We start from the raw sequence: 26,463 nt of genomic DNA, 5'->3' as shown, positions 1-26,463 counted from the left end.
CTACTGTTATGCAATTTTAATTTTTACGGCTTAAAAAATTTAAATATAAACTTTTGATTGAAGCTGGCTTAACTTTTAGCAAAAAAAGAGCGAATGCTGTAAAATTAGCAAGCTGAACTTTTAGCCAATTATTATCCATGTACTTGCGTGCCGAAACTGTCATTTCGTATGAAAGAACATGAAAATCAGATTTTTGACGTATCCTTCTTACAAGTTCAAAATCTTCCATAATAGTGAATGATTCATCAAATCCATTCAACTTATTAAAAAATGATTTTTCTATAAATAACGATTGATCTCCACCACCTGAGAACAAACTGTTGAATCTCGTAAACCAGGAATTAGCCTGCAAAAAAATGGTATCGGCATCAAATCTGTAACGAAAACAACCTACTCGTTTTCCTTCAGCTAAACTTCGTAAGATGATCTTCGCGAAACTTTTAACGGGTCTTGTATCCGCATGAACAAAATATAAGATATCTCCTTTGGCTTTTTGTGCTCCAAGGTTTAATTGTGTGGCTCTGCAGCGGACTGGAGAGTGGAGTAAGATAGCACCATAGGACTTAGCAATAGCTATAGAATTATCTTCTGATCCTCCATCTGAAACTATAATTTCTGAGAGTTTGTCCCCTCCATGCTCATTGAGAAAAGGAAGCAACTCTTTCAGATTTGCTTCCTCATTTAAACAGGGAATAATTACAGAAATCCTATTTATTTCAGTCAACTCTTCGCTTTATCGAATAATTCTTGATGTTATTTTCCAGTACTACCTTTTGTAACACACCGCCTTCGTAATAGAATCGGTTCATACTTCCATTCACATCGATTTCGTAAACGCCTTTTTCTATCTCACGAACCGTGGTTAGCATTCCAAAATTTTCAGAAATCAGCACATCACCGGGCTTTGGTTCATGGAAGTACAACCTAGCGGTACTTCCTTTAATTACCCGATTAATTGGTTCTTCATTGTGGAATTTATAAGAATTGGCATCCACTTCGTAATGGTCCTTATTCCAAACAACAGTTGTCACAAAATTCCCTCTATTAGAGTCCGAATTAGTAGTAGCCTTCATTAATTGACCATTTGCATAGTGGGCTTTCTGGAGAAATTCCACATGAATTTTACCAAAAAACCAAAACTCCACATTGCTGTGGATCTGATAATCCTCTCCTTTAGCTGAGGTGGTTTTATCAGCTTTCATTGTACCAATTGTAAATCCAGCAAGGACAATGTCATAGGTATTCGTTTTAGTTTGGCTAAAGCCATTCAAACTCAATCCAGATAAAAGTGAAAAGAGTACTAGTAGAAAACTTACAGACTTATAGACTTTTGATACCATATAGTTGAGAAAAGAAATTTCAGGTGTGATTAGGACCTTTTGTAAACGTGTATAACCTGAATTAAGATGGCTTGTTTCTCTTAATTTAACCAAATATAAGAGAAATAGATAGGTTAAATTTTGTCTTTGAACCTTTCCCAATCTTCCTCATAATCCACATCGGATAGCGTAGGAAGTAGCGCATAAGAGATGAAATTTCTTTCTAGATAATTCATAGTTAATGCAGAAACTTCATCCGTACTCCAAGGTATGCCTTCGAATAAACCTGGGATAAATTTCTGCATACCAAGAAGATAATACCCTCCATCATGCGCTGGCCCAATGACCACCTCATGAGTATTCAACTTATTAAATGCTTCAGAAATCAATTCTGACGTTATCTCTGCACAATCTGTTCCTATTACTAAAATGCGATCAAATTTCTCTTTAAACAGTTGATCAAAGGCATTTTTCATTTTCTCACCAAGATTATCACCTGACTGAAGTTCAAACCTGTAATCAGTTGGATATTGAGCAAGGTCTTGCTCCAAGAAACTCGAAAAGAACAGGAGTTTTTGAGCTGGACTTTGCGAGGTAATTCTATGTGTGTATTTCACCAATCGCTGGTAAGCATCGTAGGCTGCTTGATCCCCTATACTATCAGCAAGCCTTGTTTTCACTTTACCTAGCTCAGCATTTTTTTGAAAAATAAGAATACAATCCTTCATCCTAAGCAGTAGTTCCCCCGCAACTTGAACCTGCTCCAGCAGTGCACCCAAAACAGTGATTTTTAACGATTATTTCACGTGAATTAAGTGATTGCTGATTCCAGTCTCTTATGTGTTGTGAATCTTCTGATGAAACTTTTAGCTCAAGCATCTGATTAAAATCACAATCATATAAATATCCATCCCAGCCTACAGAAATGGTATTTCTACACATCACTCCAGCTGCAGCTACTGGATTATAGCTTTCTATCAGCTTTTCCATGTAAACTTCATAATTATTGCTTCTCAGCAAATATTCAAGAAAGCGACTGATTGGGAGATTGGTGATAGTGAAAAGTGAATTGAAGGTAATTCCAAAATTGTCTGAAAGGCGCTTTTTAAATTCTGCTTCTAAACCACTTTGGGCTGCCGGCATAAATGCACCGGAAGGATTATAAACCAAGTTCAAAATCAAACCTGAACCTTCCACCCCATAACCTTGCTCATTGAGTAATTTGAGTGCTTTGATAGATTTACCAAAAACTCCATCTCCCCGCTGGGAATCTGTTTTCATCGCTGTAAAATACGGTAAGGAAGAAGCAACTTCTATCTTATTATTTTTAAAGAATTCTGGCAAATCATGGTATTTCGGATTCGCAAGAATGATAGTAAGGTTACAACGTACAATTATTGTTATATCTGAATCTATAGCTCTTACCTGCTCTACAAACCACCTGAAATCTGGATTCATCTCAGGTGCACCTCCTGTAAGATCAATCGTATTTATTTCGTGATTTCTGATGACTTCAAGACATTCCTTCATCGTCTCGCGAGTCATGATTTCTTTGCGATCAGGTCCTGCATCTACATGACAATGTTTGCAAACCTGGTTACACATTTTCCCCAAATTGATCTGAAGTATTTCAATTTGGGTAGGTTTTAATGGGAATAGATTTGAATTCTCAAGTTCAGAAGCAAACCGATCTCCCGAAAAGCCCGGCATGTCGCTTTCCAAAATTTGAATTTCTTCCTCTGAACTGGAGAGTCGGTGATGTTGTGCTTTGAGTGATTTCATTTATTACATTGAAATTTCCTTCACTTTATTCATCATTTGGGTGGCATGAACTAGCGAAGCTCCGCCCCTGATGGCTGCTGCTACATGCACTGCTTCCATCATTTGTTCCTCATCACAGCCTTTCTCCATTGTATCTGTAGTATATGCGTCGATGCAATATGGGCATTGTATAGCATGTGCCACGGCAAGAGCGATTAAAGATTTTTCTCTGGCAGTCAGTGCGCCTTCGGCAAATACCTCTCCATAGTATTCAAAAAACTTGTCTGCAAGAGGCTTCTGAAATTCGCCTATTTTACCAAATTTTTTGAGATCTTCTGGATTGTAGTAAGTTTTCATAAGTAAAGGGTGTTTTGGTATAGTATTTATTTACGAAGTAAAAGAAGTAATTGGACTTACAACCCTCATTTTTCCAAATGGGTTTAGCTTAAATGATTTTTTCACAAAGATTTTGAAATACATGAACCGAAAGCATATGGGAGCGTTATATTGATGAATTAATAAAGAACTTTTAAAAAATAAATGACATGGCATTACGACTAGGCGATACGGCCCCAAACTTTACGGCCGACACCACAGCAGGAAAACTTGATTTTTACGAGTATTTAGGGGATGGATGGGGAATTCTATTTTCACATCCAGCAGACTATACTCCAGTTTGTACTACGGAACTAGGGACTGTAGCTAAGCTCAAGGACGAATTTACAAAGCGGAATACTAAGGTGATGGCCTTGAGTGTGGACGGAGTAGAAAGTCATAAAGGCTGGATTTCCGATATCAATGAAACACAAAGTACGAATGTGAACTTTCCAATTATTGGTGATGAGGATAGAAAAGTTTCTGAATTGTATGATATGATTCATCCAAACTCGAATGAAAACTTTACCGTTCGCTCCGTATTTGTGATTGGAAACGATAAGAAAATCAAGCTGATTATCACATATCCAGCTAGTACCGGAAGAAATTTCGAAGAACTACTTAGGGTGATTGATTCGCTTCAGTTGACGGCTAACTACTCTGTAGCAACTCCGGCTAACTGGAAGCAAGGAGAAGACGTGGTCATCGCTCCAGCAATAAAGGACGAGGATATTCCTACCAAATTCCCAAAGGGACATAAAGTGATCAAACCTTACTTGAGAACCACCCCACAGCCAGACTTATAATTCACTGATAATGAATCAACAAAGGCTTCCGAATGGAAGCCTTTGTTGATTCATTCTTGCGAAGTGAATTTATGATTCTATCAAGAGAAACTTGGCTTTAGCAGCCCCTTCTCTCACAGATTTAGCATGTTGATATCCTTCCGAATTATACCAAGCTTCAGCTTTTTCTTTGGTAGGAAACTGTAGCATGACGAGTCGTTCATGATCCCATTCTCCCTCCAATACAGTTACAGGATTTCCGCGTAGAACAAATTTTCCTCCAAAAGCAGACACTGTCGCAGGAGTCAGTTGCTTATAAACATTGTACTTTTCAGGATCTGTGATATCAACTTCCACTATTACAAAGGCAGGCATAAAATCAGATATTTGGTTTCAATTTAAATTACGGTAACTATCTAATACTGGATTTAGCATAGCAAGTATCTAATTTACTCAAATCCTACACCGGCAGCAAATCTAGTCTTGGCATAAGTAATTTTTCTTTTAGATAGTAATTCATTCAAGGTAACTCGGGAACTGAAGACAGAAACCTCCCTGCTATTGACTAAAAACAAGCTACTCTCTCCTATCTCAAACCTTCTCAATTCCCCTTGAAGTAACATTTCCAAAGCAGCTACATTTCTTGTGTATGTGCTAATCTGATCATTCACTACATTCCAACTATTGATTTCATTCTCAAGCTTTGTACGAAGCTGAAGTTCTTTCAAGTCTCTAGAATTTTGTTTAAAATCTATTTTGGCCTCCGCCAAACGCATGCCTCCTCTAGCTTTTCTCCACATCAGAGGCGTATAAACAGTCAATCCCCATTTGTAATTATTTTCAAAGAAGCCTGCCTGATCAAATTGATTGAGATTCTCTGTTAGAAAATTATACTTCAGTTTTACTACAGGAATAATCTGTTGGGCTTTAAGGCGTCTTTCTACATCCAAACTAGCTAATTCGAAATCTGCTAACATTAATTCTGGATGATCAGCAATCAAAATCCGCAATTCCTCCTCATTCAGGAGCAGAGGCTGATCCGAAAATAACTCCTCTGGCTTAATCTGAGCGTCTAATGCAATCGGATTTCCAGAATCATCCCAAAGAAAATTATTGAGATCCTGAGTGCGCATGAAAAGCTCATTTTCGGCCTTTTGCAGATTGTATTCCCTGTTCAAAAGTTGTGTTGCAGCCTCAACTGTATCTATAGCAGGAAAATCTCCTTGCTCAAAACTAATCTTGATGCCCCTAAACCTAACTTTGGCTAGTTCTACACCTTCCGCTTGTAATTCCCTATTTGCAAAAGCCAAAGACCAATTCCAATAAGCTCCGGTTGCCTGTAGATACAATTCATTTAGAAGCCTTTGGCGTTCAGATTGTGTAGATTGCTGATAAATCTGAGCCTTTCTTAAGCCAGCCCTTCTATCATCCAATATTAATCCTTGGCCAAGGTTAATCGATGCACCGGCGGAAAGCAATCCTCCAGTAGGAACAGAATTTTCAGGATTTAGGTATTGACCAGTATTCTGCTCAAAAGCTCCGTTGAGTTCTATTCCAGCCCAAGTTGGGATAGAAATCCCTGCCTCTCTTTTATCATAATAGGCCTTTTCGTCGTAGCTTTTCTCGTCAAGATTACCGTACAGTAATGGGTCAAAACCGCCCCTTGCAGTTCGGACTTCCATATCTCCCATGGTAAGCATAATATCTGCCTGGGCAGAAATAGGGTGATAAGATTTCACCCATTCCAAATACGACTCAAACCTCAATGTATCAGTATCTTGACCATAGGTAATTAATCCATAGATTAAAAGTAAGAAAGTAAAAAATAATCTTTTCATTTCTGTCCTTTTGCTATTTGTTCTTTCTCTTTTCTGGTGTAGAAATCCGCAGGGAAGCCATTTAATTGACGCCAGAGTTCATACCAAACAGGCACATCGTTGAGTAGGGCGATTCCATCTGCTCCAGAACCTACACGCAATACTGATGGCCAAGGCTCCTCCTCTGGATCTTCTGCTACCAACACTCTGAATTGATTAGACTTGCCTGCAAACTGATCTACAGCTACTATTACACCTCCAAAAGTACCATTGGAAATTCTAGGCCACCCAGTAAAAACAATTGCTGGCCAGCCATCAAAGATGAACCGTACTTTTTTCCCTACTTCCATTAGCGGCAAATCTACCGGAGAGATAAACATCTCTACAGCGAGTTTACCATTTGACGGTACGATATTCACTATTTGATCACCTTCTTTGATGGTCTCTCCTAATCCCACTTGAATAGCTTCTGCTATAAATCCATCCTGAGGAGCCAAAATATGTCTAAATCCTGTTCTGGCTTCATAGTTGGAATATTGATTTTCCAGTTTTGTGGCTGAACCTTCCGCATCATATTGACTGGATTGAGCTGTGAACATATCAGATTCTGCCTTAGATAGCTTGTCTCTAAAGTCGTTATCTATCGCATCAAGCTCCAGCACCGCTGAGATGTAGGAATTTCTACTACTCAGCAAACTGTTTTCAGCACCAATGACACTAGCCTGTACTTCCTGAAACTTAAGTCTGCGGGTTTCTAAATCAGTGAGTGAGCGTAGTCCTTCTTCATATAGTTTTTCCGCTCTTCCCAATTGTCTCACTCCGATTTCAAAATTTACTTTGGCCTGCTCAAACCGAATACTATCCGATTCCACTTTTAACTCGGCCATTTCCAATTTATTTCTAGCCTGCTCTTTTCTCAGGATATTATTTCGTTTCAAAGCTTCTATCTGACTTTCCAAAGCCTTTACTTTTTCCTTATAAGACAACGCAGATAGGTTTTTGGCTTGTACTTGTAGCTGCGTTCTAGGCAGAAGCAAAGAATCGAAATACTCATCTTTCACTTCTGTGATACTCACAATCGTATCTCCTTTGGAGACAAAAACACCTTCATTCACATACCATTTTTCTATTCTTCCGGCAATTACCGATTGTATAGTCTGAGCCCGGTGCTCTGGCTGTAGCATCGTCACATAGCCTTTGGAGCGGATATACTGGGTCCAAGGAAGGAAGAGTATAAGAAACACTACGCAGCAGGACACAAAAAGAATCCTAACTCTCCTTTTCTTTTGCTTGCTCGCAACAGTCATTTTGAGGCTTTCGGCATGCTCAAAATGGCTTCTATCCAAGATTTTATTTTCAGAGATATTTAACATTTTCCTTATGAGTTAGGGTTTAAAAAGTTTTGATATCCAGATTGATTTCCTTGATAAAGCAGGTACCCATTGTCCATCACGATTACCTGATTGGCGGATTGGATTACATCTTTATCTTGGGTAACCATTAGCAAAGTCCAATCTCCTCGAAATAAGTAAGATTGTACCCGTTCCTTTACATCTTGATCAAGATGCTGCAGTGCATTTTCCAAAATTATGGCTTTAGGCTGGCCTACTAGTGCCCTAGCAAGCATAATTGCCTGAGCCATTTTCCTGGAAAGCCCTCTTCCTTCTGGAAGCAATATAGTATTCAAATCTTCGGGTAATTGGTATATAAACTCCTTTAAACCAACCAATTCAATAAGAAAATCCATTTGACCCTTATCAATTTCTCTTCCTATTAGGATGTTTTCGGAAATCGATCCGTGGAATATCTGCTGCAATTCCATACAGTCACCTACTACAGAGCGGTACTTATCCAAATGAATCAGTTCAAGTGAAAGATCATTGATTTTAATTATGCCTCTATAGGTCTGATAAAGGCCAGAAAAGAGTGCTAGCATAGCACTTTTACCACTGCCACTTTTGCCGGTAATTACTGCTTTGGTTCCTGGCTCTATAGTGAGTGTGACTCCATTTACGATAGGTTTACTCACATCTTTTGGCTGAAAAACAAGATTTTCCATCGCCAGCTTGATCCCGTTGGACTGCTGCGTGATGTCCTTCTCTGACTCTTTGTGGTCTTCAAGCTCGATATCCATGACCTGACCAAGTTTCTCAGAAGCCACTAGCGTATCATAAACTGTTTCTAAGGAAAGAATTAACTTCTCCACCGCGTTAACTACCATTAGGATAATCACCTCTGCCGCTACGAATTGCCCTATACTGATCTGCTCATTGATCAGCAACAAACTCCCTGCTATGAGCAAACTGGTGACAATCAAAACTTTGAACCCAATCAAAACCTTGTATTGTAGTATCAAAACAGCGAAGTGATTCGATCTAAAATCAATGTATCGCTTGAGCAATTTGTCTACACGAAGAATGGGAAGCTTCGAATTCCCTCCTACTAGTTTAAAGGTATTTAGCGTTCTTCCAATTTCCTCCAACCAGTAAGCCGTTTCGTATTTGTAGGTGGACTCTTTCAGCGCTGTAGCCATTCCTTTAGGACTGGTGAAATAGAATATTGTGATCAATATCAGAACCAGCACAATTCCAAAAAGGATAAATGTGGCGTGATAAAAGGATAAGAGTATTAATCCGAAAATCACTTGTATTAGGGCAGTAGAATATTCCACCAAAATTTTCGAGACACCTTTTTGGAGATTCACTGTATCAAAAAAACGATTTACAATCTCAGGCGCATAAGATCCATGTAGAAGCTCTGACTTGATCTTTGGCAATCTATAAGCCAAGGAAAGACCTGATTTTGCAAATATTCTTTGTTGCAATTTCTCAGTGATCTGTAGTTGTGAAATTTGCAAGAAACCTCCGAAAGCTATCCCCGCAGCAACCACCAAAACTAGAATAACCCAAGAAGTAGTGATCCTACCGCCCAGCACGAAGTTTAAGATCGCCTGTATACCGAGTGGCAAAGAAAGCGCTACCAGACCATTCAATATTGCATAAAAGTAAATAGAATATACTTGGTCCTTTTCCTCTTTCAGCAGATTGAAAAATCGCTTTATCGGAGTGGTTGTATTTGAATTATTCATTAGAAATTGCCTTTATTATTAAATCTTCAAAAAAGACTAGACGGTTTTTAGAATCCAGGGACTGCTCCGTCATACCTGGTAAATGCTTGGCATTGAATGCATGAAGTAAACTGGCCTCCATGACTGTGTAAGCCAAGGTTTTTGGATAAGGATAAGTGGGGTTTATCTCATAAATCAATTCAGAAATACGCTCACCGAAATTATAAACTTGAGCAAAAATTCCATTTTCATGCTCTACATCTACAGTCTTGGTCAAGTATCCTTTGAGTGATTCATTAACGACTATGCTTCGTAGGTTTTCTGGGTCTAAATGTGCGTTTCTCATGAAAAACGGGCCATTTACTATAAGTTTCATGGCAATGGTAAGTCGGGCCTTGCTGCTATCCAAATTTGCAGTAGCATACACATAATTGACTTCCATCCAAGCCCAATACCAGGCGGTAAGATACAGCAACAACATGTGTTTATTTTCAAAATATCTATAAACGGCTGCTTCTGTGACACCAATATGGATTGCCAATTTTTTAAAGGTAAAATTTTCCATCCCCAAATTACGAATGAGGATAGCTCCCTCCTGCACTATAGAACTACCCAGCTCAGAGCTGAATGGTTCCTTAAGGTAGAGATTATCATGCACCTCCATCTTGATGTTATTCAACAAATTCTCCATAAAAATTCTTTTTGACTACCCTCATAACGCTGATCTATTGAAAAAGTTAACAAATCTTTCAAAAAGTTAGTAATACTAACAACATTTTGAAATCCTATTAAATTCTGGGATTTTCTTTACTCCTTAGAAGTGTATAAGTATGCCCAATAAATCAATAAAGGATGGATTATCACTAACCTAAACCAACCTGTCCAAGGTGGTAAACAAAGTCCATTTTCAACGCAGGAATTTAGCTGTATAAAATAGACATGAGTAGGAATGAAAGCTATAAGCATGATAATTATTCCCCAGGATGCAAGAGGCCTTGCTTTGGGAATTAATAGACCTATACCAAAACTAACTTCACATATCCCTGCCATTAAATTTAAAAGGAAATGATTGGGAAGGTATTCTGGAATCAATCTCATGTAACCCTCTGGATTAATAAAATGATTGAGACCAGCTAGTATGTAAAAAATGGCCATTATATAAAGTGCAATGGATTTAATTTTATTCATTGGAGATGCTGTTAGGATTTAAACACGAAATATTCACTCATTTTTGTAGGAATTCGAAATCCGGTATCTTCCTGATTCATGATAAGAAACACTACATTTTTCAGTTTTAATGTTCGCCATTGGGTCTTTTGGCCACCTTTCATTCTATTAATTGTTGCAGTTTTCAGTAGCATCATATTCCCAGAAACCTTTATTTCAGTTTTCAGGAATATACAGCAAATCATTCTCATCAACTTTTCCTTAGGAATCAGCTGGGTTTCTTTACTCATGACGCTACTCACAGTCACCGTATTCTTTTCGCCTCTCGGCAACTATAAAATCGGTGGAAAGAGTGCTGTTCCAAGATTGAACAGACTAAGCTGGTTTGCAATAGTTCTCTGCACAACCATAGCAGTTGGGATCTTGTTTTGGGGAAGTGCCGAGCCCCTCTCCCATTTCCTTTTTCCACCTGACTTCAGAGGATTTGAACCTAATTCAGAAGAAGCTAAGGCTTTTGCCTTGGGGGCTTTATTTTTTCACTGGGGATTTACACCCTATGCTATTTATGCAATTCCTGCCTTAGTTTTTGCATTAATGTATTATTCAGGCAAAAGTCGATTTAGTCTGGGCATCATGCTTAGACCTATTTTAGGAAATTCTCCTCATCGATTCTGGGAAACTGGATTAGATATGTTTAGCCTCTTCGCTCTTGTGACCGGTATGGCCGCAGCACTTGGTGCAGGAATTCTCAGTTTATCAGGAGGGTTCTTAGCTTTCTTCCCTGAGCTAGACCCTACTTTTCTGACTGGATTAATTACGCTCGCAATCTTAATAACCTTCATAATTTCTGCTTCGACAGGTATCGAAAAAGGGATCAAAAACCTGTCTCTGTTTAATTTGGGCTTCTTTTTCCTGATCGCTATCCTATTTGTGATTTTAGGAGAAAAAGCCCAAATATTCAATTCAATTGGAATTGGCTTCAGGGAATACTTCAGCAACTTCACAGACCTCAGCTTACAGCTGAGTGGTGCAGGAAATACTTGGACCTACGATTGGTCCACTTTCAATTTTGCCATGTGGATGGCCTGGGCACCAATGACAGCACTATTCCTTGGGAAAATAGCCATTGGTAGAACTGTCAGAGAGTTTCTATTGGTAAACTGGTTTTTTCCAGCCCTCTTTTGTTTGATTTGGATGGGAATATTCGGAGGAACTACCTTGGATTTTGCAGCTGATAATCCTCTTATTTATAAGAATCTATTTCTAAATTCTGGGCCTGAATCAATTATTTATAAGGTTTTTGAAGACATGGGCTATTTCAAAGTATTTGCCCAACTCTTCATCCTTGGTATTTTCATTTCCTATGGAACAGCCGCAGATTCCAGCACAGATGCTTTGGCAAGTATCAGTATGAAAAAGCAAACTGGAGATCCATTTCGATCAGATACAAATTTGAAAGTGATCTGGGGAGTCCTAATCGGCTTCTTATCTTGGGTTATGATTACTTTTTCAGGAATCGATGGGGTTCGAATTCTATCAGTAATTGGAGGGCTACCGGCACTTTTTTTTCTAATATTAGTATCCGTTTGCCTATTGATGATTCTTATTTCACCCAAAAAATACTTGAATGATTAATACCCTCGGTATTTCAATTTCCCAACATTATAGAGGTATAATACTTTGGAATACCGAAGCATAATTGGTAACAAAATCACATTCGCAACGGCCACAGTAGTAAGGTACATCCACAACGCCGGTCTTTCCATCAGTACATTTAATGCTACCATGGTTGTGATAACCAATGCCACCGAGAATGCATAACTCACATACATTGCTCCGTAGAAAAAATCGGGTTCTGCATGAAAGTTTGCTTCACAAACGGAGCAAGATTTATTTACATCGGACAATTTGCGAAAGCTGTAAACAGGTACTGAGAATAAATCCCCTTCGTGACACTGCGGACATTTTGCTTTTGCAATTGCTTTGATAGTACTTTTATTACTCATGTCTGATTAGTATTGAAAATGGCGAATAACCAATAAGAAAGGGCTATCAAAATAGCCTTCTAGCGATAGATCTCATCTATATCGTAATCCTTACCAATGCCCCATTGAAGTAGTTCTTCAATAGTGTAGAATTCCAGGGTGTCGAGATCCTTGACTTTGAAATTTGCACCTCGCAAACGAGCTACAATTTCAACTTGCCGCACCTCACCCATATTCACCAATTGATATTTTCTACCTACACGCAGATTATCAAGCGCTATTGGCATATAAATTAAGCTTTATCTTTAATCACAACTCCAACAGCTTCAAAGGTAATTTCACGCTTAGGCTCAGTAATAGCCGCAACTTCCTCTTTGCTCATTCCACCATCTTCAGCATAATGTCTCAACGTTTCAACATCTGTCTCTGTCAATACAGCTACGCCTTCCAAAATGATTGGATATCCTTGGGAAGTGGTAGGGACAAAAAAACCATAATCCTTAAATGTCACGCGCATGCTTTCTCCATTTGGTAGGTCCATAGTCAGCCAACAGCCTTTCTTGGTACATACCTCTTTAATTTCACCAGCAATCTTTCCTTCAAAGTTTCCTTCCTTCTCTACCACAGAAATCATTTCCGCAGGAGAAACTACCCCAGCAACTTCAAGTTCTGCTCCGTAATTACCAGGAATTTCTTTAACTGAGCTTTCTTCCGTTACTACTTCCTCAGCAGCTGAATCAGCCTTTTGATTTTGACAGGCAGTGGCCAATGCAATTCCTAGTCCTATTATAACTATATATGATTTCTTCATAGCGTTAATGATTTAGGCTCAAAAATACGCCTAAGATTTGGAGAGAAAAAGGAAAGCTCGAATGTTTGGCAAACTTATAGCAATTCGGAATTCCTGCCTATTTAGCCTATCTATTACAAATAAATCGATTGCGAAAAAGATTTGAAACAATTTTTTCAATAAAACTTCAATTTTTTTAACAATCCTGTAATTTTACACTCGAATTAACCTATTGACCCTGCACATGCCTCATCCGACTAAGTTTATCATTGATTTTGATAGCACATTCACTCAAGTAGAAGCCCTCGATATCCTTGGCGAAATCAGTCTTCTAAATGATCCTCAAAGAGAAGAAAAACTACAAGCGATAAAGGACATTACCGATAAGGGAATGGAAGGAAATGTGACCTTTCGTGACAGTTTGATCCAACGAATTGACATACTCAAAGCTAATAAATCCCAAATCACTGATTTGATTGCTGCTTTGAAAAAGAAAGTTTCCAAGTCCTTTGAGCGAAATAAGGAATTTCTTCAGGAAAATTCTGAAAACATCTACATCGTTTCCAATGGATTCAAGGACTTCATTATACCCATAGTAGGAGCTTATGGAATTCATGAAAACAATGTTTTTGCAAATGAATTTGTCTATGATGATGCAGATAACATTGTAGACTTCAATCGTGACAATCCTCTCTCTCAGAATAATGGAAAAGCGGAAACGATCAAAAAAATCAATCTAGAAGGCGAAATCTATGTGATTGGTGATGGATATACTGATTATGAAATCAAAAAATCCGGCCTAGCCAATAAGTTCTATGCATTTACTGAAAATGTAAATCGTCCTAAAGTAACCAAAGAGGCTGATCACATTGCGCCTAGTTTAGATGAAATCTTATACGTTAATAATTTGAACACGAAATTCTCTTACCCGAAAAGCAGAATCAAGGTATTGCTCCTTGAAAATGTCCACCAAATCGGTGTTGATTTACTCAAAGAAGAAGGCTACGAAGTAGAAGTAGTAAGCTCGGCTATGTCTGAGGAAGAACTTTGCGAGAAAATCAAGAATGTATCCATCATAGGTATCCGTTCCAAAACTAATATTACGCGTAAGGTCCTGGAAAATGCCAATCGATTGATCGCAGTTGGTGCATTTTGTATTGGTACCAATCAGATTGATTTGGAAGCTTGTCAGGAAAAAGGGATAGCGGTATTCAACGCGCCATTCAGCAACACCAGATCTGTGGTGGAAATGGCAATCGCAGAGATCATCTTCCTGATGAGAGGTTTTGCAGATAAAACTGCTGCTCTCCACCAAAGCAAATGGGATAAATCTGCAAGCGGAAGTTTTGAAATCAGAGGTAAAAAACTGGGAATTATTGGCTACGGAAATATTGGGGCCCAGCTTTCGGTTCTTGCGGAGAGTATGGGAATGAACGTGTTCTATTACGATGTGATTGAGCGCTTAGCACTTGGGAATGCAACCAAAATCGACAGTTTAGATGAGTTGCTAAGCACATGCGACGTGATCACACTTCATGTAGATGGCAGAAAAGAGAACGAAAATATCTTGGACAGATCCAAAATCGCCTTGATGAAAAAGGGCGCCATATTGCTCAATCTAAGTCGTGGACATGTGGTGGAGATTCCTGCTTTGAGAGACGCAATTCTTTCCGGTCATCTCGCAGGTTGCGCAGTGGATGTGTTTCCCGAAGAACCTAAAAACAACACAGAACCATTGACCTCAGAACTCATCGGTCTGCCAAACACAATTCTTACTCCACACATCGGAGGCAGTACATCAGAAGCCCAGGAAAATATCGCACGCTTCGTTCCAGGAAAAATCATGGAATACATCAACACAGGCAACACCTACAACTCTGTAAATTTCCCGAATATCCAGTTGCCATTCTTGCAGAATGCGCATAGACTGATTCACATTCACATGAACGAGCCCGGAGTATTGGCTAAAATCAACCAGATCTTGGCAAACTTCGAAATCAACATCGTGGGACAGTATTTGAAGACTAATGAGAAGATCGGTTATGTGATCACAGATATTGATAAAGCTTATTCCAACGAAGCGATTGATGCTTTGAAGCATATTCCAGGCACTATCCGCTTTAGAGTTTTATACTAGGATTTAAAATTTTCTATAACCAAAAAAGTCCCGATAATTCGGGACTTTTTTGGTTTATACGTCGATCTTACTTATCAAGCAACCTTCTATGGTAATTGATCTGGCCTAAATGGTAGCTAAAATGGCCAAAGAGGTGAATCAGGAAAAAATTGTGAGACATTTTACCACCAAATACTTCCAACGGATAATCCTTTTCTAACATCCCCTCATCAAGTCCCTCCAGGCTGGCGGTCACTACATTTTGGAGTTTCTCCACCATAGCAACTAAATCAGCTCTTGGAACATTCTTACCCGCAAATTCAAATTCTCTATCTCGAGTGTAGTCGAATCCGCCTATCTCCTTTCCTACGAAATTAGACATGTTCCCCACCAAATGAAGGCAAAGGTTACCTGCCGAATTGGTAATGTTGTGTTCCACTTTCCATAGATTTTCTTCCTTGGAATATGCGTTGATTTCTGCTTTCAACCGCTCAATATCCCGCTCAAAAAGTCTTATTAATTCTTTCAGTACCATAGCGTTTAATCTTTTAAAAATTTCAAATAGGCTTTAGCCATCTTTTCATCATACTTATTGGTAGCATATGCTGGGCCATTGTAGCATTTAGCGAATTTCGCCCAATTCTTAGTCTGCAAATGCTCTAAACAACCATTCTTTAAAATATATCGTCCAAATACTTCCAAGTGATTTCTCTCATGCTTGTGCATTTCATCAACAAATTGCTGAACGGAAGGATATCCAAGCGGAATTGCGTGAAAGCCCATCACCTGGTAACTTCCCCAGGATGCAGAAGCTAAAGCTGCCTCTCTGAATCGAGGGTCGGGAGAAATAGAAGCTGCTTGCTCCAACCGCTCATATTCTCTAGTTCCGCCTAAGTAATGCTTTCTGTTAAAGCTTTTATAAAGGACATTTTGATTTGTATCGTTGGCAAAATCTTCAGGGTTTATTCCCCTAGCTTTCAATTGCCTCCAAAAAATATGGCCTTCAAATAAAATCTTCGGTCTTCCATCTATAAAAAAACCTTTACCAGAGCTTTCGACTTCATTCACGGCCTTTACGGCTGCGAGATCGACCTGATACCTTTTTGCAAAATCTATCAAGTCTTGCTCCCCAAGGAAGATACTACCAAACACATCAGCAGGTTTAGTCTTATCAAAAAGCATGGTCCAGGTCTTAATTCCAACTTCCCCATCAACTACTAGCTGGTTTCTTCCTTGGAAATCTTTGACTGCTACTTCAGTTTCAACTCCAAAATAACCCGAAGAGGGGATTTCATAGCCAATCTTTCCTAAGAGCTCCTGTAAAAAAGATACAGAAGAGCCTCTCGATTTGAGCTTAATGTATTGCATTGCTATTAGGTTTAAAAATAAAAAGTACTTCAATGTAATTGAAGTACTTCATAATAGCAATTTGTTTGAGCATCCCTTACTCCGGATCTATCACATTTTTACGCCTTCCAAATTTTCCAGGCTTAGCTGGTTTCGGCTCAGATTCAACCTTAGGCTCGGCTGGCTTTTTAGCTTCTACAGGTTTTGGATTAACTTCTTTTGGAGATTCAGGGTTAGAATTTTCTCTTCGAGGAAAAGGCTTTCTATTGCTCCCGGAAGCAGACTTTTTATTTTTACTAGAACCGGATTTTTTCTTTGACCCAAAGTCAGACTTGCCTTTGGAAGCAGTTCCTGTATATGTAGGTCCAGTTTCAAAGCCTTCTGGTAGAGGCATCTGGGTGATTTTCATCCCAATCAGCTTTTCAATATTATCAAACTTATACTGATCCTTTGGATTGACGAAAGTAATCGCTTCGCCTTCCATATCAGCTCTGGCTGTACGTCCTACTCTATGCACATAATCCTCAGGATCAGATGGCGTATCATAATTGATGACCAATTCAATCCCTACCACATCTATCCCGCGGGAAATAATATCTGTTCCAATCAGGATTTTAACAGACTTATTTTTAAAGGCAGACATAATCTTCTCACGCTCTACTTGCTCCAGGTCTGAGTGGAAAGCTTCTATTTCAAATTGCTTTCTTAATACTTTATAAAGTGACTTTACTTTATCCTTAGTAGAAGCAAAAATGATCACTGCTTCGTAAGCTTTTTGAGAAAGTATGTTTCTGACCAATTCCTCCTTCTGCGTATCGTACACAGAGTACATGGATTGAGTCACACCTTTTGCGGTTTTGCCTATGGCGATAGATATTTCTGCAGGATTATTCAGAAACTTCATGCTAAACTGCCTGATCTTGGGAGGCATGGTAGCTGAGAAAAGTACTGTCTGCCGATCTTTAGGAAGGTAATTGACAATTTTCAGAATATCATCTGAGAATCCCATATCCATCATTCGATCTGCTTCATCCAGAATCAAATGCTCCAGCGTAGAAAGATCTATTTTCCCCCCAGCCAGCAAAGCTATCAGACGCCCTGGCGTAGCCACGATTATTTCTGCACCAGTTTCAAGGGCTTTCTTTTGCTGCTCCCAGACGATGCCGTCTCCACCACCATAAATCGGTATTGAGCTTATTCCCAAGAAATAAGAAAAACCCTGAATCTGCTGATCGATCTGAATAGCAAGTTCACGGGTTGGTGCCAATATCAGCGTGTTTAATGTAGTGGTTCCATCCTTACTGATCTTGTTAAGAATCGGTAATATAAATGCTGCGGTCTTACCAGTCCCAGTCTGGGCGCATGCGATAAGATCTTTATTTTCCATGATGACCGGAATGGCCATTTCTTGGATTGGAGTTGGTTTTTCAAAACCCATTGCATCCAGTCCTTCTTGGAGCGAGGTTTCGAAATTAAATGATGAGAAGTCCAAATTGAGTGATTGTAGTATTATAAAAAGGTGGCGCTTTCGTTTACGCCTTTTCAAATATAGCCCCTAATTGTACAGAAACACAAATAGTTGGGTTTTAGAAAGTGCTAAAACCCCCATAGAATAGAAGTTTCAGCGATTCTCTCTGGGTACAATCTATCAATTACACTATATTGAAAAAGGTTCAATAAGTCTTTTTATTTATAGTCATATGTCAAAATGATTCAATTTTCTGATACTCAGTCTAGATGAACTCTCTAAAACTTTAAAGAAACTCAGGCTTAATACTCCCATTTTGATAAAAACCAAGGTTAAATATCCTTATCCTATGAAAAAAATATATCTAATCACATTCCTATTACTGAGTATAAACTCCTTTGGCCAAGGTTTACCTGGCTTGGGAGCTGGAACTACCCCCACCAATAAACCCATACTTCATGGAAAAAACTGGGTAGCGATTACTGGAAAACCACTAGGGGCAACTGCCGGAGCTACTATTTTTCAACAAGGTGGAAATGCCGTAGATGCTGCCTGCGCGATGATTGCGGCCACTTCAACTATGTGGGATGTACTTTCATGGGGTGGAGAAACGCAGGCATTGATTTATAATCCAAATACCAAAAAGGTAATTGCAATCAATGCACTGGGATATGCTCCCACTGGAGCTACAGTTGAGTTTTATAAATCTCAGGGAATGGATTACCCACCTCAATATGGACCCCTGGCAGCCACTACTCCTGGAACTCCCGGCGGTATAATGACCATGCTTGCAGAATATGGCACCATGAGTCTAGAGCAGGTCCTCAAACCTTCTATGGAACTTGCTAAAGGATATCCTATCGAAGCACAAACTGCTAATGCGATGGAGTCTCAGAAAGCTCGAATTAAAGAATGGCCTTATTCAAAAAAGATCTTCTTACCACATTTAGGAAATGAAAGAGAAGCCCCAGTCCCAGGCGAAATCTTCATACAAGATGATCTATACCAAACACTCTCCAAACTAGTGGAAGCGGAAAAGAAAGCCTTGTCTGAAGGTAAATCTAGAAAGGAAGCTATTTACGCTGCATATGACAGATTTTACAAAGGCGATATTGCCAAGGAAATTGTAAGAGGAACACGGGAACAAGGTGGACTTTTTACGGAAGCCGACTTGGCTAATTGGAAAGTGAAAATAGAAGAGCCACTGCACGTCAATTACAAGGGAATTGATGTATACAAATTGCAAGAGTGGACTCAGGGTCCTGTCTTGCTTCAATCATTGAATATTCTGGAGAATTTTGACCTTAAGTCTATGGGATACAATTCCGCCAATTACATCCATACAGTTTATCAAGCAATGAATTTGGCATTTGCAGACCGAGATTTTTATTATGGGGATCCAGCTTTTGTTGAATCTCCAATGAAAGGGTTACTCTCGAAAGAATACGCGAAAGAACGATCCAAATTAATAGGAAAAGTAAACGATCCAAAAATCACCGCAGGTGACCCCTATCCTTTTCAAGGTGGAACTAATCCCTACCTGGATATTCTAAACAAGAATCAAGAGGCCATGGCTTCGCTTACTCCAGATCAGTTCAATTCCACTCTTGACGAGCAATTTATCTCTGGCTTTCAAAGCGGTACAACTTCTGTGGAAACTGCAGATGCTGAAGGCTGGGTAGTGTCTGTCACTCCAAGTGGCGGTTGGATTCCTGCGGTAGCTGCAGGCAATACAGGAGTAGGCTTGTCACAGCGAATGCAAAGTTTCGTCTTGGATGAAAAACTCAGCCCATACAATCTTCCCGAGCCAGGAAAAAGGCCCAGAGTAACCCTAACACCTAGTCTCGCAATGAAAGATGGCAAACCCCTTCTTGCATTTGCTGTACAAGGAGGTGACTCTCAGGATCAAAATCTTTTGCAGCTTTTCTTGAATATTGTGGAATTCGATATGAATGTTCAGGAAGCTACAGAAGCAGCAAATTTCAATTCCTATCAAATGCAGAGCTCCTTTGGAGATCATGAATCGCGTCCAGGAGCTATGGTTGTGAGAGAAGATACACCAACTTGGTTACGTAAAGAATTAGCAGAAAAAGGCTACAACTTAGAATTATGGAACAAGACTTCTGGACCAGTCAACGCGATATGGTTTGACTGGAAGCATGGAACCTTCTGGGGAGGGAGTAGTGATTATGGAGATGATTACGGGATAGCCTGGTAGCTAATCAATCAAAAAGCCTAAATATTCTAAAAGAATGAACAAAAATAATCTATCCTACGCCTTACTGATTTTACTTTGCTTAACTGCGTTTAGGGTAAAACAGCCTAATATTTTGATTATTGGAGATTCTATTTCGATTGGATATACACCATTTGTAATAGATCATTTCAAAGGCAAAGCAACAGTCACTCACAATCCTGGCAATGCTCAGCATACTGGAACAGGGCTGGAAAAAATAGACGAATGGCTTGGGGATGAAGAGTGGGACATTGTACAGTTTAATTGGGGTTTGTGGGACCTTGCTTACAGACATGTTGACGCAAAACCTTATGGTAACCGAGATAAGGTCAATGGGACAGTTACTTATTCGGTGGAGGAATATGCTAAAAATCTAGACTCACTCGTGACCCATATCAAATCAAAAACAGATGCTAAATTGATTTTTGTGACTACCACTTATGTTCCAGAAGAAGAAGCTGGCAGATTTACAACTGATCCACAAAAATACAATACTGCTGCGATCTCCGTGATGAAAAAACATGATGTACTAATCAATGACATATATCAAAAGTCAAAAAAGATTCACAAGAATCATGGAATAGGTTCAAATGATGTGCATTATAAAAAAAAGGGATATAAGTTATTGGGGGAAAATATTAGTAGCTTTTTAGAAAAACAGCTGGACTGAATATTCACCTAAACAACCTGAAAATTTTAAGATGGCACCAACTATTAAAAATCTTCCTGAAACATTACTCGTAGGAAAGAAAGTGAGAATGAACTTCTTGAACAATAGAACTCAGGAGCTTTGGAAATCTTTTATGCCTAGAAAAAAAGAGATTTTGAATAGTATAGGCGATGATCTGTATTCTGTAGAAGTATATGATTCCCTCTCCTATTTCGATGCTTTTTCTCCTGCAAATGAGTTCGATAAATGGGCAGCAGTCAAAGTCGATGATCATGGATTTATTCCAGATGATTTGGAAACACTTACCATACCATCAGGACTTTATGCTATTTTTAGTTTCAAAGGTCTGGACAGCGAAGCTCCAGCCATGTATCAATATATTTTGGGAACTTGGCTTCCAAGTTCAGAATACCAATTGGATCATCGACCTCATTTTGCTGTGATGGGAGAAAAATACAAGAATAATGACCCGGACTCCGAGGAGGAGTTTTGGATTCCGATAAAACCCAAAAGCCATGAATAAAAGTGAATACAGTTTCGGGGTATTTACCATGATTTTGACCGTGATTACGGGTATTCTCCATGCAGGAGCATATATAGGGATTGGAGCACAGGTGTTTTTCCTGGACGTGTATGGGTATTATTTCCTTCTATCTAACATTATTTATTTCGCAGGAACTGCTATCCTAGCTAAGTATTTTTATCACAAAGACTATAAACCAGCCTTTTATACCTTATTGCTTACAGCCCTTTTCACCTTAGTTCAGATGATTGTGCTATATAGGCTGATAGCTGATCGAAGCCTTGAAAGTATATATTTTACCATAATAATTTTCCTATTGTGCTCTTTACTGGCATTTGGTGGCACCCTTGTATATTCAAATGCATCTCAAAAAAAATGGCTTAAACTAGCAGGGATTCTGATCCTTTTCAGTAGTAGCCTTCTTTTGTTTCTGAGCTTATTTGCTTTAAGTATTCAAGAAAACTCAACACTTCGGATGATTGAGCAAGTTTCACGCTGGACATCCCTAAGTACAACTCTGATCCCGATTTTCTTTGTTCTAACTTTCCGGGAGGAATTAAAATCAACGAATGAAGTTGCTTCCAAACTCGAGGATAACAGATATGTGATTTTCAAATTTTTGATGCTTGTTGCTTTTGTTGCCAGTGGCTTTCTTTTTCTAAGGGAAAGTTATATGTCCCATTATTGGCAAGGAAAAAATCAGGAAAGAGCCGCTCAAATGAAGTCCCTGTTTGAAGAAAATATGTTTGTTGGAAGCCAAGGAGATAGTCTAAAATACCTGCTGCTGAAGCCAATTGACTTTGATTCGACAAAGCAATATCCAGTAGTTATTTCACTTCCTTACAGTGGTTATGAAGCAAGTGCTGCATTAATCCTTTCAGAAAATGTGAATCGAATAAAATTTCCTTCGTACATATTTGTGCCCTTCTGTCCCGATGGCGAAGGCTGGGGCGGAGTTCCAAACACCCCTGTTATTGATCAATTGGTATTCGAGGCTTTAGAAGCATTAGACCAAGAAGAAAACATAGATCCAAGTCGCCGATACATCACGGGCGTTTCACGAGGTGGTTACGGTGCGTGGCACTTTATCACCAAAAGACCTGATTTATTTGCCGCTGCCATTCCCGTTTGCGGTGAAGGTGAGCCAAATCTAGCTTCTCAGATTAATGATGTCGCAGTCTGGGCTTTTCATGGTGAAAAGGATATCAATGTACCCGTATCTGGATCCAGAGAAATGATAGCCGCCATGGAAGCTGCAGGTAAATCTCCAAAATACACAGAATACGAAAAGGAGAGCCACAATATCTGGCATCTGGTTACTAACGAACCTGGCTTATATCCTTGGTTATTTTCACAGACTAAAGAAAAAAGTGTCCAAGATTAACACCTGGACACTTTTACAGCCTGTTACCGTTTATTCTACTTTTAGCTTGATTCCTTAAATCCCAAAGCTATCATTTTACTCTTTTGAGTTGTGGGAACTTTCACGTTTATTCGTGTTCCTGTTGTACAAAAACATGCTTCGCAAACTTGTTCAACTCCATTTCCCGTAATAGATATTACTCTTGCTCCATTCACTCCATGATCACGCAGGTAATCCTCAACAGCTTGAAGGATTTCATTATTGGAGTTGTTAGAATTTGTATTCCATGGATCAGAACAACTAGTTTGATCCCAGTAAAATACAAGAGTATTTAAGGAATTATCCTCATGACATCCTTGAAGAAAAAGTACAAGCAATAAGAATAGGCTTAAATCATATTTCATAGGAGTAGCACTTTATGAATTACACGAAAAAAAAAGGCCAAACGCTACAGCCCAGCCTACTAGTTTTACCCAAATAGCTTCTCCAAAATCTTATAGGTAATCAAATAGGTAGGCCTCACTCCTTCCATCCCCAGAGCTCCTGAAGCAAGCGTACTTCCAGTCTCCAATGGATTGTCAGAAGCATAGTAAGCGTAAAGTACTTTCACATTGGAGCGAATAGATTTACGGATTTTGGATGCCGACTGAATGGCCTTTTGGTAGTGGGCACCTTCCATTTCAAGACCAACTGCTTTCCATGAAGATTCCATAAAGTAGGTCAGGATGTCTTTATTCTGAAGAGAAGTACCCAAAACCGAAATCATAGGCCCTTCATAGACGCCCAGTCCAAAACCTTCGAAATCAGCTTTTTTCAGTTCATTTTTGAAAGGATAATTATCCGCGGTCCCTTCAAACACGTGGGCATTTGGAATCATCAGATCACCTTTTCCTCCATATAGAATACCAGCTTTTCCCATAATAGAAGTAGAAACCACATCTAGCGGAATCTGCTTTCCATCTTTATTATATGGCTTAAGCAACTCATCAAAGCACTCATAGGCTTGCTCACCAAACGCGTAATCCATCACCACAAACACTGGTCGCTTCGACAGCTCTTTTGGCAACTTCACTCCAGGGATTAATTCATCTTTCTCCAAAAGTGCGGTGTCTATGATCTGTGCGCCAATGTTGGTCCCTGACTCATCGGGAAGATTGATAAACCCGTGATTTGCAGCATATTTATCTATGGCCTGACCTTTATTGTTTTTGGCTTTGACAGAAATATCCATTACCACCTTTTCAAGTGATTCGTAGTTTTTTAATCCAAGCAGCTGAGGGGCGTAGATTGTATTCACAACCGAGTGAAGATTTGCTGAAATAATGTGGATAGGACGCTTCAGTAAATTGTGCTTATCCAAGGCAATTTTTATTCTTCTTGCCCACATTTCTCCATACACGTGATGGCCGATTCGCTCTCTGAGTGTAGTGGAAAATGAAATCTCCCGATCCAGATTTTTGGTTGCTTCCTCCTGTGCTAGTTTTCCCATGTGATAAACAATGGAAAATAGGCTATTGGAATTATTACTTTTCTCAAATTTATCTACAGCCTGAATCGTCTCTTCGTAAGTTCTACCGATCAAGTGACTTAAGTATGCAGAAGCTGCTTCCTTCTCAAACTCCTCACCTGCCGCTTCCTTTTGTACAAACTCTTCGAGCATCAGCCAATTGGTAGAAATTTTCCCTTTTGGATCGGTGCTATTGTTATAGATTTTGTTTGACTCTATGTATAAAAATGTGAGGTGTGTCAAAATATCATAGATATCAGAGCGACCGCGGGTCATTTCCACATACATGATATGCTCATCCAACCTGTAGCAATTTCTCTTACGCTTGGCCGGAACAATCGCCTCTAGTTTTGAAGTTTCATAGCCTTCCCGACTGATCAACCGTACAAACCGACACTCTTCAATGCCTCTTGGAAGTCGCTCCATGACGTAAAGCAAACCATCCAATTCGATTTTTTCATTGTCCGTAACCAATCCATAGATCTCAGGACTCAACACGCGTAATGCATCAACAAGACTTTCACCCGATACTCCCATTGGTTTATAGCTACCTCTGGTAAAAAGGTGTCTCATCGTAATATACAATCGCTCGATCGCAGCTCTGGATTCATGTGCTCTAGTTCTCTTCATAAATGCAAGTGGGTTTTGCAAGGCAAAAGTACTAAATACTATTTTAAGCGTTCTGCAAAAAATTCTTTCAGCTTACTCACTTTTGGTAGAATTACGAATTGACAGTAAAGTTGAGTACCGTTTTGGTTGAAATAATCTTGGTATCGATCTTCTGCTGGATAAAAGTTAGCAAAGGTTGTGATCTCTGTTACTATTGGCCTTTCAAACACATTAGACATATTTAATTGGGCTTTTAAAGTTATTGCTAACTTTTGTTGTTCAGGATTGTGGTAGAAAATAGAAGATCTGTACTGTGGGCCTGCATCAGCTCCTTGCCTGTTGAGGGTTGTGGGATTATGTGTAGCCCAAAAAATCTCCAAAAGTTGAGTTAAGCTTATTACTTCAGGATCAAAGTAAACCTGAATTACTTCTGCATGTCCCGTAGTTCCACTACCAATTTGCTCATAACTAGGGTTCTCTTTAAATCCTCCTGAATATCCTGAGACTACTTTCTCAACCCCATTAATTCGTTGAAAAACTGCTTCTATACACCAAAAGCAACCAGCACCCAAGGTAATTAGGTCCAATCCTTTAGGAATCTGCACTTCAGTTTTTGGCAATTCTAAGACTTCACCCATAGCTTATTGCACATCTTGAATATCCAACCCGGGAGAATCTTCTTAAGTTTTGCTTGGAGAAGTGAGCTCTAAAGAATTCGACTTTAAAAAATTGAGATTAATAGCCTCATCAAACGAAGTAATCGCCACAAGCCCTTCTTGCTGTAGTGCTATTGCAGTAGTATTTACCTCTTCGAGAAAGAGCTCCCAATCTTCAGGGTACATTTGCATGACAACTTCAGCAGTGCTGAATGTTTCTCCTTTATTTCGCTGGAGCTTATCTAAAATGGCTGTTCTAAGAACTTCCATGGCTAGGGTTTAGCTACATACCATCACAAATGCTGGTGGAAGGTTTTTTAAAGTAAAACTTAAACTAACTTTATCAAAGTGCTTTTTAAAAAGGTTTTTCAACAGATAAGAATAGCATATCTGTATAAAATAACCGCTTTGATTCAATGCAATTTTGGAGTTGGAAAGAATAGCGTCTTTCACTTCTGGGGGAATAAAACTAAAAGGCAATGAGGATAAAATATAATCTACTTTCCTTCCTTCTAAATAATCGGCAATGTTTTCAGCAGAATCATTAATAATGCGGACATTTTGCTGCGGAAACATCTTCTCCATAGATTCGCAAAAAGATTTACTGATCTCAAAAACTAAAAGTTCTGAACCTGGGTCCATCCGATCTACTATCCCCTGCGTAATGCTTCCGTCCCCGCCTCCAAGTTCCACAATTAGTTTAGCACCTTGCAGATTGGTATGCGATAACATTTTATTAACTAATGCCTTTGAGCTGAAAGTTACCGCTCCTGTTGTGCTTAAGTTGCTGTATAATTCCAACAACAAATCCGATTTACCCATATAATCTTTGATTCTCTCCTTGAAGATACCTGATTTTGCCCTATCTTTTGAGTCTTCACCCATAAAATTGTCGCGTAAAT

Annotated in this window: 29 protein-coding genes; 7 read left to right on the top strand and 22 right to left on the bottom strand. The window is 39.2% G+C overall.

Going from position 1 to position 26,463, the window contains the following annotated elements; genetic code table 11:
• Positions 1-16 precede the first annotated feature (16 nt).
• The 5 genes from ACPUEN_RS04735 to ACPUEN_RS04715 form a co-directional block, all read right to left on the bottom strand.
• Positions 17-724: a TIGR04283 family arsenosugar biosynthesis glycosyltransferase gene (locus ACPUEN_RS04735; protein WP_425638913.1), complete on the bottom strand. Its 708-nt coding sequence runs from the start codon at positions 722-724 to the stop codon at positions 17-19.
• Positions 717-1,340 carry a DUF6134 family protein gene (locus ACPUEN_RS04730; protein WP_425638912.1) on the bottom strand — a complete coding sequence of 208 codons (624 nt, stop codon included), beginning with the start codon at positions 1,338-1,340 and terminating at the stop codon, positions 717-719. Before ACPUEN_RS04730 ends, ACPUEN_RS04735 begins: the two co-directional genes overlap by 8 nt.
• Positions 1,341-1,453: 113 nt before the next feature.
• Positions 1,454-2,047, bottom strand: a complete 594-nt coding sequence (locus tag ACPUEN_RS04725) for a TIGR04282 family arsenosugar biosynthesis glycosyltransferase (RefSeq protein ID WP_425638911.1) — start codon at positions 2,045-2,047, stop codon at positions 1,454-1,456.
• A gap of 1 nt (position 2,048) precedes the next feature.
• Positions 2,049-3,101 (bottom strand): arsenosugar biosynthesis radical SAM (seleno)protein ArsS, encoded by a 1,053-nt coding sequence (gene arsS, locus ACPUEN_RS04720; protein ID WP_425638910.1) that lies wholly within the window; start codon positions 3,099-3,101, stop codon positions 2,049-2,051.
• A 3-nt stretch (positions 3,102-3,104) separates the two neighbouring features.
• Entirely contained in the window at positions 3,105-3,437 is a 333-nt protein-coding gene (locus ACPUEN_RS04715; RefSeq protein WP_425638909.1) for an arsenosugar biosynthesis-associated peroxidase-like protein, read from the bottom strand.
• Positions 3,438-3,625: 188 nt separating this feature from the next.
• Between ACPUEN_RS04715 and ACPUEN_RS04710 the strand changes: the two genes are divergently transcribed.
• On the top strand, positions 3,626-4,261 hold the full coding sequence (locus ACPUEN_RS04710) for a peroxiredoxin (protein ID WP_425638908.1): 636 nt from the start codon (positions 3,626-3,628) through the stop codon (positions 4,259-4,261).
• 69 nt (positions 4,262-4,330) lie between these two features.
• Here the strand turns inward: ACPUEN_RS04710 and ACPUEN_RS04705 are convergent, their stop codons facing one another.
• From ACPUEN_RS04705 to ACPUEN_RS04680, 6 genes are all read right to left on the bottom strand, one after another.
• Positions 4,331-4,615 carry a DUF1330 domain-containing protein gene (locus ACPUEN_RS04705; RefSeq protein ID WP_425638906.1) on the bottom strand — a complete coding sequence of 95 codons (285 nt, stop codon included), beginning with the start codon at positions 4,613-4,615 and terminating at the stop codon, positions 4,331-4,333.
• A 74-nt stretch (positions 4,616-4,689) separates the two neighbouring features.
• Complete coding sequence (locus ACPUEN_RS04700) at positions 4,690-6,078, bottom strand: TolC family protein (RefSeq protein WP_425638905.1); 1,389 nt, start codon at positions 6,076-6,078, stop codon at positions 4,690-4,692.
• Entirely contained in the window at positions 6,075-7,430 is a 1,356-nt protein-coding gene (locus ACPUEN_RS04695) for an HlyD family secretion protein (RefSeq protein WP_425638904.1), read from the bottom strand. The genes ACPUEN_RS04700 and ACPUEN_RS04695 overlap by 4 nt, the downstream gene beginning before the upstream one ends.
• Before the next feature lie 5 nt (positions 7,431-7,435).
• Positions 7,436-9,145, bottom strand: a complete 1,710-nt coding sequence (locus tag ACPUEN_RS04690) for a peptidase domain-containing ABC transporter (protein WP_425638902.1) — start codon at positions 9,143-9,145, stop codon at positions 7,436-7,438.
• Positions 9,138-9,815 (bottom strand): TetR/AcrR family transcriptional regulator, encoded by a 678-nt coding sequence (locus tag ACPUEN_RS04685; protein WP_425638900.1) that lies wholly within the window; start codon positions 9,813-9,815, stop codon positions 9,138-9,140. The genes ACPUEN_RS04690 and ACPUEN_RS04685 overlap by 8 nt, the downstream gene beginning before the upstream one ends.
• Before the next feature lie 116 nt (positions 9,816-9,931).
• Positions 9,932-10,312, bottom strand: a complete 381-nt coding sequence (locus ACPUEN_RS04680; protein WP_425638899.1) for a DoxX family protein — start codon at positions 10,310-10,312, stop codon at positions 9,932-9,934.
• Between the two features lie 78 nt (positions 10,313-10,390).
• On the opposite strand from ACPUEN_RS04680, the gene ACPUEN_RS04675 reads away from it, so the two are divergent.
• Positions 10,391-11,926 carry a BCCT family transporter gene (locus ACPUEN_RS04675; RefSeq protein ID WP_425638898.1) on the top strand — a complete coding sequence of 512 codons (1,536 nt, stop codon included), beginning with the start codon at positions 10,391-10,393 and terminating at the stop codon, positions 11,924-11,926.
• On the opposite strand, the gene ACPUEN_RS04670 is transcribed toward ACPUEN_RS04675, so the two are convergent.
• The 3 genes from ACPUEN_RS04670 to ACPUEN_RS04660 are packed head-to-tail and all read right to left on the bottom strand — an operon-like array spanning position 11,923 to position 13,087.
• Positions 11,923-12,297, bottom strand: coding sequence for a DUF983 domain-containing protein (locus tag ACPUEN_RS04670; protein WP_425638897.1), 375 nt, complete (start codon positions 12,295-12,297; stop codon positions 11,923-11,925). The two genes, ACPUEN_RS04675 and ACPUEN_RS04670, sit on opposite strands and share 4 nt — an antisense overlap.
• Before the next feature lie 59 nt (positions 12,298-12,356).
• A complete protein-coding gene (locus ACPUEN_RS04665; protein WP_425638895.1) occupies positions 12,357-12,563 on the bottom strand; it encodes a hypothetical protein in 207 nt (68 codons plus the stop codon).
• Positions 12,564-12,568: 5 nt separating this feature from the next.
• Entirely contained in the window at positions 12,569-13,087 is a 519-nt protein-coding gene (locus ACPUEN_RS04660; RefSeq protein WP_425638893.1) for a DUF4920 domain-containing protein, read from the bottom strand.
• Positions 13,088-13,310: 223 nt separating this feature from the next.
• On the opposite strand from ACPUEN_RS04660, the gene serA reads away from it, so the two are divergent.
• Positions 13,311-15,203, top strand: a complete 1,893-nt coding sequence (serA, locus tag ACPUEN_RS04655; RefSeq protein ID WP_425638892.1) for a phosphoglycerate dehydrogenase — start codon at positions 13,311-13,313, stop codon at positions 15,201-15,203.
• Between the two features lie 67 nt (positions 15,204-15,270).
• On the opposite strand, the gene ACPUEN_RS04650 is transcribed toward serA, so the two are convergent.
• From ACPUEN_RS04650 to ACPUEN_RS04640, 3 genes are all read right to left on the bottom strand, one after another.
• Positions 15,271-15,717 (bottom strand): DinB family protein, encoded by a 447-nt coding sequence (locus ACPUEN_RS04650; RefSeq protein WP_425638890.1) that lies wholly within the window; start codon positions 15,715-15,717, stop codon positions 15,271-15,273.
• 5 nt (positions 15,718-15,722) lie between these two features.
• Positions 15,723-16,550, bottom strand: a complete 828-nt coding sequence (locus ACPUEN_RS04645) for an N-acetylmuramidase domain-containing protein (protein WP_425638889.1) — start codon at positions 16,548-16,550, stop codon at positions 15,723-15,725.
• 76 nt (positions 16,551-16,626) lie between these two features.
• Positions 16,627-18,021 carry a DEAD/DEAH box helicase gene (locus tag ACPUEN_RS04640; protein WP_425638888.1) on the bottom strand — a complete coding sequence of 465 codons (1,395 nt, stop codon included), beginning with the start codon at positions 18,019-18,021 and terminating at the stop codon, positions 16,627-16,629.
• A 325-nt stretch (positions 18,022-18,346) separates the two neighbouring features.
• Between ACPUEN_RS04640 and ACPUEN_RS04635 the strand changes: the two genes are divergently transcribed.
• The 4 genes from ACPUEN_RS04635 to ACPUEN_RS04620 are packed head-to-tail and all read left to right on the top strand — an operon-like array spanning position 18,347 to position 22,810.
• Positions 18,347-20,215 carry a gamma-glutamyltransferase family protein gene (locus ACPUEN_RS04635; protein WP_425638886.1) on the top strand — a complete coding sequence of 623 codons (1,869 nt, stop codon included), beginning with the start codon at positions 18,347-18,349 and terminating at the stop codon, positions 20,213-20,215.
• Between the two features lie 34 nt (positions 20,216-20,249).
• Positions 20,250-20,903: an SGNH/GDSL hydrolase family protein gene (locus ACPUEN_RS04630; protein ID WP_425638885.1), complete on the top strand. Its 654-nt coding sequence runs from the start codon at positions 20,250-20,252 to the stop codon at positions 20,901-20,903.
• 31 nt (positions 20,904-20,934) lie between these two features.
• Entirely contained in the window at positions 20,935-21,426 is a 492-nt protein-coding gene (locus tag ACPUEN_RS04625) for a GyrI-like domain-containing protein (RefSeq protein ID WP_425638883.1), read from the top strand.
• The gene (locus tag ACPUEN_RS04620; RefSeq protein WP_425638882.1) at positions 21,419-22,810 is read left to right on the top strand and encodes a prolyl oligopeptidase family serine peptidase; all 1,392 of its coding nucleotides are present in this window, start codon (positions 21,419-21,421) and stop codon (positions 22,808-22,810) included. Before ACPUEN_RS04625 ends, ACPUEN_RS04620 begins: the two co-directional genes overlap by 8 nt.
• A 41-nt stretch (positions 22,811-22,851) precedes the next feature.
• Here ACPUEN_RS04620 and ACPUEN_RS04615 read toward each other — a convergent pair whose 3' ends face one another.
• The 5 genes from ACPUEN_RS04615 to ACPUEN_RS04595 form a co-directional block, all read right to left on the bottom strand.
• Positions 22,852-23,193, bottom strand: coding sequence for a hypothetical protein (locus ACPUEN_RS04615; RefSeq protein WP_425638881.1), 342 nt, complete (start codon positions 23,191-23,193; stop codon positions 22,852-22,854).
• Positions 23,194-23,258: 65 nt separating this feature from the next.
• Entirely contained in the window at positions 23,259-24,926 is a 1,668-nt protein-coding gene (locus tag ACPUEN_RS04610) for a DUF6909 family protein (protein WP_425638880.1), read from the bottom strand.
• A 38-nt stretch (positions 24,927-24,964) separates the two neighbouring features.
• Positions 24,965-25,543 carry a peptide-methionine (S)-S-oxide reductase MsrA gene (gene msrA / locus ACPUEN_RS04605; protein ID WP_425638879.1) on the bottom strand — a complete coding sequence of 193 codons (579 nt, stop codon included), beginning with the start codon at positions 25,541-25,543 and terminating at the stop codon, positions 24,965-24,967.
• Positions 25,544-25,585: 42 nt separating this feature from the next.
• Entirely contained in the window at positions 25,586-25,831 is a 246-nt protein-coding gene (locus ACPUEN_RS04600; RefSeq protein ID WP_425638878.1) for a DUF3253 domain-containing protein, read from the bottom strand.
• Positions 25,832-25,840: 9 nt separating this feature from the next.
• Complete coding sequence (locus ACPUEN_RS04595) at positions 25,841-26,446, bottom strand: class I SAM-dependent methyltransferase (RefSeq protein WP_317046649.1); 606 nt, start codon at positions 26,444-26,446, stop codon at positions 25,841-25,843.
• Positions 26,447-26,463 lie beyond the last annotated feature (17 nt).

It is taken from the genome of Algoriphagus yeomjeoni (assembly GCF_049821175.1).
GTDB lineage: Bacteria > Bacteroidota > Bacteroidia > Cytophagales > Cyclobacteriaceae > Algoriphagus > Algoriphagus yeomjeoni_A.
This window is presented reverse-complemented; position numbering and strand designations above follow the sequence as displayed.

What these genes read in the sequence shown, in the direction of transcription:
- ACPUEN_RS04730 (WP_425638912.1), bottom strand. Translation starts at nt 1,340, where the DNA reads ATGGTATCAAAAGTCTATAAGTCTGTAAGTTTTCTACTAGTACTCTTT.
- ACPUEN_RS04725 (WP_425638911.1), bottom strand. Translation starts at nt 2,047, where the DNA reads ATGAAGGATTGTATTCTTATTTTTCAAAAAAATGCTGAGCTAGGTAAA.
- arsS (WP_425638910.1), bottom strand. Translation starts at nt 3,101, where the DNA reads ATGAAATCACTCAAAGCACAACATCACCGACTCTCCAGTTCAGAGGAA.
- ACPUEN_RS04715 (WP_425638909.1), bottom strand. Translation starts at nt 3,437, where the DNA reads ATGAAAACTTACTACAATCCAGAAGATCTCAAAAAATTTGGTAAAATA.
- ACPUEN_RS04710 (WP_425638908.1), top strand. Translation starts at nt 3,626, where the DNA reads ATGGCATTACGACTAGGCGATACGGCCCCAAACTTTACGGCCGACACC.
- ACPUEN_RS04705 (WP_425638906.1), bottom strand. Translation starts at nt 4,615, where the DNA reads ATGCCTGCCTTTGTAATAGTGGAAGTTGATATCACAGATCCTGAAAAG.
- ACPUEN_RS04700 (WP_425638905.1), bottom strand. Translation starts at nt 6,078, where the DNA reads ATGAAAAGATTATTTTTTACTTTCTTACTTTTAATCTATGGATTAATT.
- ACPUEN_RS04695 (WP_425638904.1), bottom strand. Translation starts at nt 7,430, where the DNA reads ATGTTAAATATCTCTGAAAATAAAATCTTGGATAGAAGCCATTTTGAG.
- ACPUEN_RS04690 (WP_425638902.1), bottom strand. Translation starts at nt 9,145, where the DNA reads ATGAATAATTCAAATACAACCACTCCGATAAAGCGATTTTTCAATCTG.
- ACPUEN_RS04685 (WP_425638900.1), bottom strand. Translation starts at nt 9,815, where the DNA reads ATGGAGAATTTGTTGAATAACATCAAGATGGAGGTGCATGATAATCTC.
- ACPUEN_RS04680 (WP_425638899.1), bottom strand. Translation starts at nt 10,312, where the DNA reads ATGAATAAAATTAAATCCATTGCACTTTATATAATGGCCATTTTTTAC.
- ACPUEN_RS04675 (WP_425638898.1), top strand. Translation starts at nt 10,391, where the DNA reads ATGATAAGAAACACTACATTTTTCAGTTTTAATGTTCGCCATTGGGTC.
- ACPUEN_RS04670 (WP_425638897.1), bottom strand. Translation starts at nt 12,297, where the DNA reads ATGAGTAATAAAAGTACTATCAAAGCAATTGCAAAAGCAAAATGTCCG.
- ACPUEN_RS04665 (WP_425638895.1), bottom strand. Translation starts at nt 12,563, where the DNA reads ATGCCAATAGCGCTTGATAATCTGCGTGTAGGTAGAAAATATCAATTG.
- ACPUEN_RS04660 (WP_425638893.1), bottom strand. Translation starts at nt 13,087, where the DNA reads ATGAAGAAATCATATATAGTTATAATAGGACTAGGAATTGCATTGGCC.
- serA (WP_425638892.1), top strand. Translation starts at nt 13,311, where the DNA reads ATGCCTCATCCGACTAAGTTTATCATTGATTTTGATAGCACATTCACT.
- ACPUEN_RS04650 (WP_425638890.1), bottom strand. Translation starts at nt 15,717, where the DNA reads ATGGTACTGAAAGAATTAATAAGACTTTTTGAGCGGGATATTGAGCGG.
- ACPUEN_RS04645 (WP_425638889.1), bottom strand. Translation starts at nt 16,550, where the DNA reads ATGCAATACATTAAGCTCAAATCGAGAGGCTCTTCTGTATCTTTTTTA.
- ACPUEN_RS04635 (WP_425638886.1), top strand. Translation starts at nt 18,347, where the DNA reads ATGAAAAAAATATATCTAATCACATTCCTATTACTGAGTATAAACTCC.
- ACPUEN_RS04630 (WP_425638885.1), top strand. Translation starts at nt 20,250, where the DNA reads ATGAACAAAAATAATCTATCCTACGCCTTACTGATTTTACTTTGCTTA.
- ACPUEN_RS04625 (WP_425638883.1), top strand. Translation starts at nt 20,935, where the DNA reads ATGGCACCAACTATTAAAAATCTTCCTGAAACATTACTCGTAGGAAAG.
- ACPUEN_RS04620 (WP_425638882.1), top strand. Translation starts at nt 21,419, where the DNA reads ATGAATAAAAGTGAATACAGTTTCGGGGTATTTACCATGATTTTGACC.
- ACPUEN_RS04615 (WP_425638881.1), bottom strand. Translation starts at nt 23,193, where the DNA reads ATGAAATATGATTTAAGCCTATTCTTATTGCTTGTACTTTTTCTTCAA.
- ACPUEN_RS04610 (WP_425638880.1), bottom strand. Translation starts at nt 24,926, where the DNA reads ATGAAGAGAACTAGAGCACATGAATCCAGAGCTGCGATCGAGCGATTG.
- msrA (WP_425638879.1), bottom strand. Translation starts at nt 25,543, where the DNA reads ATGGGTGAAGTCTTAGAATTGCCAAAAACTGAAGTGCAGATTCCTAAA.
- ACPUEN_RS04600 (WP_425638878.1), bottom strand. Translation starts at nt 25,831, where the DNA reads ATGGAAGTTCTTAGAACAGCCATTTTAGATAAGCTCCAGCGAAATAAA.
- ACPUEN_RS04595 (WP_317046649.1), bottom strand. Translation starts at nt 26,446, where the DNA reads ATGGGTGAAGACTCAAAAGATAGGGCAAAATCAGGTATCTTCAAGGAG.